Genomic DNA, 4,829 nt, shown 5'->3' on the forward strand with positions numbered 1-4,829 from the left:
TCATAAAATCTCGATTCTCTTTCTCCGGTATTTCTCCGGACGTTGCCGACGCTCTAATTAGCGTCGGATATTTAGTTTACCAATCAACTCACGATACTTCTCGACGTTCTTCTTCTTTAAGTAGTCGAGAAGACGGCGACGCTTTCCAACCATCATGAGCAGACCGCGTCGACTGTGGTGATCCTTCACATTTGCTTTGAAGTGATCGGTCAGCGAGTTGATACGTTGCGTCAGCAATGCAATCTGTACTTCTGGTGATCCGGTATCGCCCGGCTGCTTGCCGTAGGTTTCGATGAGTTTGGTTCGTTCTTCTATGGTGACCATTGGTCGTTCCTTCCTAATCAATCATTTTGCAAAGTATTTTCGCGCTTTCTCTTCATCGTCTTTCATTTGCGCGATTAACTCCTCCGCGTTCGGATAGGTCACCTGTCCGCGAAGAAATTGTAAAAACGATATTTCGATTCTTTGCCCATAAATCGTGGCATTGTAATCAAAAAGGTGTGCTTCGATTGCCCGAGGCAAATTACCAAATGTAGGGCGAGTTCCTATCGATAGCAAACTCGGATGACCGTTTAACCCTACTCCATTCACTCTTGCAATATAGACACCATCGGCAGGAATCAAGCGTTCCGACGGCTCGACTTGTAGATTTGCCGTTGGTACACCAAGTTCACGTCCTCTCCGCTCGCCGGCGACTACGTAACCGGAAAGGGTGAAGGGGCGTCCCAACCAATGATTCGCCGTCTCGATGTCACCGGTTAACAAAAGCTTTCGAATCGCTGAAGACGAGATCACCGTGCCGTCGATTTGAACCGGTTCCGCCCAATCGATATTGATCCCGAGCGACTTTGCGATGGTCGGCAAGGTGTCCCGATTTCCAGAACGTTTGTATCCGAAGGCATGATTGGGACCGAGGTAGTACCGCTCGATACCATAGGAACGAATAAGTTCCTTTAAAAATTCTTCGGCTGAGAGCATTGATAAGTCGCGAGTGAATTGACAAACAATCGTCCTTTCAACCCCAAGACTCGCCAAAATACTCAGACGTTCCTCGATACCGATCAGCAATTTCACCGGATTCGGTAATCCACCAACCACCATCTGGGGATGGGGATCGAAAGTAACAACCGTCGAAAGTAATTTTGCTCGTTTCGCATTATCGAGCATTCCCTCAATCAGGTGCCGATGACCACGATGTAAGCCATCGAAGACGCCAATTGTCCCAACCGATGGAACTTTATCACAAGTGTAGCCATTTGGCCAATACAAAACTTTCATGGTACTACTACGACAGGATTCATTTCGTAACGTTTTACTACACAAATGTGATCGAACTGCCCGGCACTGAGCGCTTCAAACGCCATTTGCGGCGACACTGCCCTTTCGACGCTGATCTCACCGATTGCCGTCCGGCGCAATGCCGATAACGTAGCAACGGTATTCAGTTTCAGTCCAATATCACGTGCTAATGCGCGTATGTACGTTCCCTTTGAACAGACGACAGCAACTTCCACTTCAGGGGAATTCCATCGTAGTAATCGCAACTCGTGAATCGTAATCGGGCGAGGTGCGAGTTCAATCGGCTTCCCTTTTCTTGCTGCGACATACGCTTTCTTTCCATCGACTTTTATTGCCGAGAAGGATGGGGGCAATTGCATTTGCTCGCCAAGAAATTGCGGTAGCGCTGCATCTACCTCTGAGAGTTCAGGAACTCGGCCGGATCCAATTTCAGTTCCTGTGATATCATCGGTATCGGTGGCAATCCCAAACCGAATCGTTCCGAGATACTTTTTATCGGCAGCGCTCCAATCATCTATTCGACAGGTTGCCGCTCTGCCCAAAGCGATCAATAGCAGTCCGGTAGCAAAAGGATCAAGCGTTCCACAATGTCCAATGCGTTTTATTTTGAGTCGGGAACGCAAAAATGCTACAGCATCGAAGCTTGTCCATCCAACCGGTTTATCGATTGCGAGTAGTAAACCGTTCGCGTCAAGCAACGGGGTCTTCCTCAACGGGCGGTACATCATCAGATTGGATTTTATCCAAGATGCGGTCTATCCGTTCGGCACGTTCGCTCGAAGGGTCATACTTAAACAACAATTCTGGTACAGAACGCATCCGTAATTCGCGGGCAATCGCGGTGCGGTACTTTCCGGTGTGCCGTTTGAAATGCGCTTGCGCATTGGAAACATCAATAGGTGAACCAAATACGCTGTAAAAGACTTTTGCGACAGAATAGTCATGCGACAACTCGATATTGGCAATCGAAACTAATCCGGTTAACTCAGTACTTCGTTCGCGCTCCATAGTACGGGAGAGAATGCGGATGATCTCGCCCGCAACCCGTGCTTGTCTAACGCCGGAATTCGTTTTTGCCATACAGTATCGAATGCTTTCCTGAATAACGCCGGCAACTACCGGTTGTTATTTTGCAAGGTTTAACGCCATTGCTTATCGGCTGCGACAATCTGCAGGTCATTTTGACTTTGCAGAATTGCGAGCTGCTCCCGCCAAACTTCCTCGATTCGAGCACTATCGTTAGCGACGATGGCACAGACAAGCGTTGCGGTTTGCCAATGTTCGGTTTCACCCACTTCGGCAATCGATGCGCCGGTTCGGCTTTTCAGTTTATCCTTCACCGAGTGGAGAATCGATCGTTTCTCTTTCAACGAGTGAGCAAACGGAAAATGCAATTCAAATCTCGACCACCCGAGAAAACCGTCGCGTTGATTGTTTGCCATTTACTTCATGAAAGAGAGTTCTTACCGGAAAACTTTATAACCAAAGTTGCGCGGAATAAATTCCACGCTACGGACTCAGTTACAAGTGCGCGGAATAAATTCCACGCTACGGGTTTCAACTACATAACTAATTGTTCGGACAACTGGCGGGCTTCGGCAATTGTCTCATACGACTCAATGGTGTCACCGATTTTCAAGTCGTTGTAGCCATCCAATGCGATACCGCACTCGAAACCATCCTTGACTTCACGAACAGAATCCTTGAAGCGTTGGAGACTGCTAATCGAACCGGTCCAAAGCTCTTTTCCATCGCGTAGCAACCGTACTTTCATTGAACGGGTTATCACGCCACTGGTGACGTAGCAACCGGCAATCGTGCCCAACCGGGAAATCTTGAAGACTTCGCGAACAGTGACCGTACCACGCACTACTTCCTTGTAGTCAGGACGTAGTAATCCTTCCAAGGCTTTCTTGACGTCGTCAACGACTTGATAAATGACACGATAGGTGCGAATATCGACTTTCTCCCGTTCAGCAACTTCACGGGCATTCACATTCGGATGGACATGGAAACCGATGATAATCGCATGGGAAGCTGCGGCAAGCAAGACATCTGATTCGGTAATCGCTCCGACAGACTTACGAATAACATTGACTTTTACTTCAGTTCCAGATAGCTTCATCAAAGAATCTGCTAACACTTCGACCGAACCGTCGGCATCACCTTTAATTACAACATTGAGTTCGCCGAATCCACTGCCTTCCGCCTGCTGACGGCTGAATTGCTCGAGCGTCATGAGGCGCACTAGACGGTGCTGCTGCTCACGCTGTTGCTGGGTCCGACGATTCGCGATATCCTTAGCTTCCCGCTCAGAATCATATACCGTGACACGGTCACCAGCTTGCGGCAAACCGGTATTGAAACCGACAATCAGTACCGGTTGTCCCGGGTAGGCTTCGTCGCGGCGTTCGCCTCGCTCGTTCATCAACATCCGAATTTTACCGAATTGCTGTCCGGCAACAAAGGCGTCACCTACCCGCAGTGTTCCACGTTGAATCAAAATGGTTGCCATTGCGCCACGTCCCTTGTCGAGGCGTGATTCCAATACGACACCGCGGGCAGTCCCTTCAAAGGAGGCTTTAATTTCGGCTATTTCGGCGGCAATAAGAATTTCATCGAGCAGTTTCTCGATATTGACACCTTTTTTCGCCGCAATTTCCGCACTCTGGTATTTACCGCCCCACTCTTCAATCAGGACGCCGCGATCCGCCAATTGGCGCTTAATAACTTCCGGTTGCGCGTTGGGTTTATCGATTTTATTGATGGCGATGACGATGGGAACACCGGCCGCTTTCGCGTGGTCAATTGCTTCCAACGTCTGAGGCATAACTTGATCATCAGCTGCCACTACCAGAACAACGATATCTGTGATTTGCGCACCACGAGCACGCATCGCAGTAAAGGCTTCGTGACCCGGGGTATCAAGGAACGTTATCTTCTGGTCGCGAATCTGCACTTCATAGGCGCCGATATGCTGAGTAATACCGCCATGCTCACCTGCGGCAACATTGGTTTTGCGCAGATAGTCCAGCAAAGTGGTTTTACCGTGGTCGACGTGTCCCATCACGGTGACTACCGGTTGACGGGGCAACAACTCACCGACTTCGACTTCGACCTCTTCCTCTTCTTCATCCTCATCGGTAATAAACTCGACTTCGGTACCAAACTCTGAACACAGGAGGACGATAGTGTCTTTGTCTAAGCGCTGATTCATTGTCATGAGGATGCCGAGACCGATACACTTCTTAATCAGGTCACCGACTTCCACTTCGAGTAGATTGGCTAACTCGGCGGTTGTAACGAATTCGGTCAGGCGTAATACGTTTGCCAATACTTCCGAACCGTCGGCTCGAACTACCCGCTTATGGCGTTTCTTGGAACGTCGACCTTCCGACATCGCCGCCAGCGTTTGCCGTAACTGTGATTCGACTGCCTGCGTATCGACACTCTTACGCGATTTCGGGCGACGGGAACGAGCGATCTCCGGTAATGCTGCCGGAGCAACCCGCTCTTTTAAAGCCTTCGAT

The 4,829-nt window shown here is 49.4% G+C and carries 6 protein-coding genes; all 6 read right to left on the reverse strand.

Features of this window, described 5'->3' with window-relative positions:
• Positions 1 to 57: 57 nt before the first annotated feature.
• Entirely contained in the window at positions 58 to 324 is a 267-nt protein-coding gene (gene rpsO / locus OEM52_13960; GenBank protein MDK9701241.1) for a 30S ribosomal protein S15, read from the reverse strand.
• Between the two features lie 21 nt (positions 325 to 345).
• Positions 346 to 1,278 (reverse strand): riboflavin biosynthesis protein RibF, encoded by a 933-nt coding sequence (gene ribF, locus OEM52_13965; GenBank protein MDK9701242.1) that lies wholly within the window; start codon positions 1,276 to 1,278, stop codon positions 346 to 348.
• Positions 1,275 to 1,997: a tRNA pseudouridine(55) synthase TruB gene (gene truB, locus OEM52_13970; protein MDK9701243.1), complete on the reverse strand. Its 723-nt coding sequence runs from the start codon at positions 1,995 to 1,997 to the stop codon at positions 1,275 to 1,277. The genes ribF and truB overlap by 4 nt, the downstream gene beginning before the upstream one ends.
• Positions 1,990 to 2,379, reverse strand: coding sequence for a 30S ribosome-binding factor RbfA (gene rbfA, locus OEM52_13975; protein ID MDK9701244.1), 390 nt, complete (start codon positions 2,377 to 2,379; stop codon positions 1,990 to 1,992). Before rbfA ends, truB begins: the two co-directional genes overlap by 8 nt.
• 59 nt (positions 2,380 to 2,438) lie before the next feature.
• Entirely contained in the window at positions 2,439 to 2,741 is a 303-nt protein-coding gene (locus OEM52_13980; GenBank protein ID MDK9701245.1) for a DUF503 domain-containing protein, read from the reverse strand.
• A gap of 119 nt (positions 2,742 to 2,860) precedes the next feature.
• The coding region (gene infB / locus OEM52_13985) for a translation initiation factor IF-2 (GenBank protein ID MDK9701246.1) at positions 2,861 to 4,829 on the reverse strand (1,969 nt) is incomplete at its 5' end.

The sequence above is a fragment of the bacterium genome (assembly GCA_030247525.1).
Classification (GTDB): domain Bacteria; phylum Electryoneota; class JAOADG01; order JAOADG01; family JAOADG01; genus JAOTSC01.

Excerpts from the sequence above, each read along its gene's own strand:
- rpsO (MDK9701241.1), bottom strand. The coding sequence starts at position 324 with ATGGTCACCATAGAAGAACGAACCAAACTCATCGAAACCTACGGCAAG.
- ribF (MDK9701242.1), bottom strand. The coding sequence starts at position 1,278 with ATGAAAGTTTTGTATTGGCCAAATGGCTACACTTGTGATAAAGTTCCA.
- rbfA (MDK9701244.1), bottom strand. The coding sequence starts at position 2,379 with ATGGCAAAAACGAATTCCGGCGTTAGACAAGCACGGGTTGCGGGCGAG.
- OEM52_13980 (MDK9701245.1), bottom strand. The coding sequence starts at position 2,741 with ATGGCAAACAATCAACGCGACGGTTTTCTCGGGTGGTCGAGATTTGAA.